Origin of the sequence: Streptomyces sp. NPDC006385, from assembly GCF_040612485.1 — a bacterium.
In the GTDB taxonomy this organism is placed as follows: domain Bacteria; phylum Actinomycetota; class Actinomycetes; order Streptomycetales; family Streptomycetaceae; genus Streptomyces.
Window position 1 is genome coordinate 1 of the sequence record NZ_JBEXQG010000180.1, and the last position, 1,410, is coordinate 1,410.

Below are 1,410 nucleotides of genomic sequence, written 5' to 3' on the forward strand. Positions count from 1 at the left end.
GCTCGACGCCCCGGCTCTGTCGGATGTGGTGGCGGCTGATCCGGCCGACGCGCGCTTCTGGGAGGTTGTGGAGAACGGCGACCTGGAGTTGCTGGTCTCGGCGCTCGGGGTGTCGCCGGATGAGCCGTTGAAGGCGGCGCTGCCGGCGCTGTCGGCCTGGCGGCAGGAGCAGCGGGACGAGGCCCGGCTGGAGGGCTGGCAGTACCGCGTCGCATGGCGGCCGGTGACCATCCGGTCGGACGTGATGCTGTCGGGGGCCTGGCTGGTCGTGGCGTCTGTGGGGTCTGCCGAGGACACCTGGACGTCTGGTGTGGTGCGGTCCCTTGAGATGAAGGGGGCGCAGGTCCGGTTGGTGCCGGTCGAGCCGGGTGTTGATCGGGCGGGGTTGGCTGGGGTGCTGCGGGGTGTGGCGGCTCCGGCCGGGGTGGTGTCGTTGCTGGCGTTGGACGAGTCGGTGGGTCTGGGCGGGACGCTTCAGTTGGTGCAGGCGTTGGGGGATGCCGGGGTCGAGGCGCCGTTGTGGTGTGTGACCCGGGGTGCTGTGGGTGTTGGTGGTGCGGATCGGGTGGCGAGTCCCGCTCAGGCTGGGGTGTGGGGTTTTGGCCGGGTGGCTGCCCTGGAGTATCCGGAGCGCTGGGGTGGGTTGGTCGATCTGCCGGAGGTCTTCGATGGCCGGGTGGCGGACCGGCTTGGTTGGGTGTTGTCCGGGGCTGCTGGTGAGGATCAGGTTGCGGTGCGTTCGGCGGGGGTCTTCGGGCGTCGGCTGGTGCGTGCTGCCGGTGCCGGTGCCGGTGCCGGTGGTGGTGGGGAGTGGAGTCCGCGGGGAACTGTGCTGGTCACTGGTGGTATGGGTGCGCTGGGTGGTCATGTGGCGCGGTGGCTGGCCGGGCGGGGGGTGGAGCATCTGGTGTTGGTCTCGCGTCGGGGTGAGCGGGCGCCGGGGGCCGGTGGTCTGCGTGGGGAGCTGGAGGCTTGTGGTGTCGGGGTGACGCTGGCCGCGTGTGATGTGGCCGACCGGGAGCAGGTTCGGGGGCTGCTGGCGTCGCTGGAGGCGGGGTCGGTGCCTGCGCTGACGGGTGTCGTGCACACCGCGGGTGTGCTGGACGACGGTGTGATCGAGACGCTGTCGCCGCAGCGGCTGGCGGGTGTGTTGGGTGCGAAGGCGGAGGCCGCGTGGCATCTGCACGAGCTGACCCGGGATCTGGATCTGGAGGCGTTCGTGTTGTTCTCGTCGCTGGCGGGGACGGTGGGCGGTGCGGGTCAGGCGAACTACGCGGCGGCGAATGCCTGTCTGGACGGGCTGGCGGCTGTGCGTCGGGCGGAGGGGTTGTCGGCCACGTCGGTGGCGTGGGGGCGCTGGGCCGGTGAGGGCCTGGCCGCGGGCGAGGCCAGGGAGGCGTGGGCCCGTCG

Annotated in this window: 1 protein-coding gene; it reads left to right on the forward strand. The window is 72.0% G+C overall.

Annotation, left to right across the window (positions count from 1 at the left end):
- Positions 1 to 1,410: SDR family NAD(P)-dependent oxidoreductase (locus tag ABZ078_RS44410; protein ID WP_356584402.1), on the forward strand; the 1,410-nt coding region annotated here is incomplete at both ends.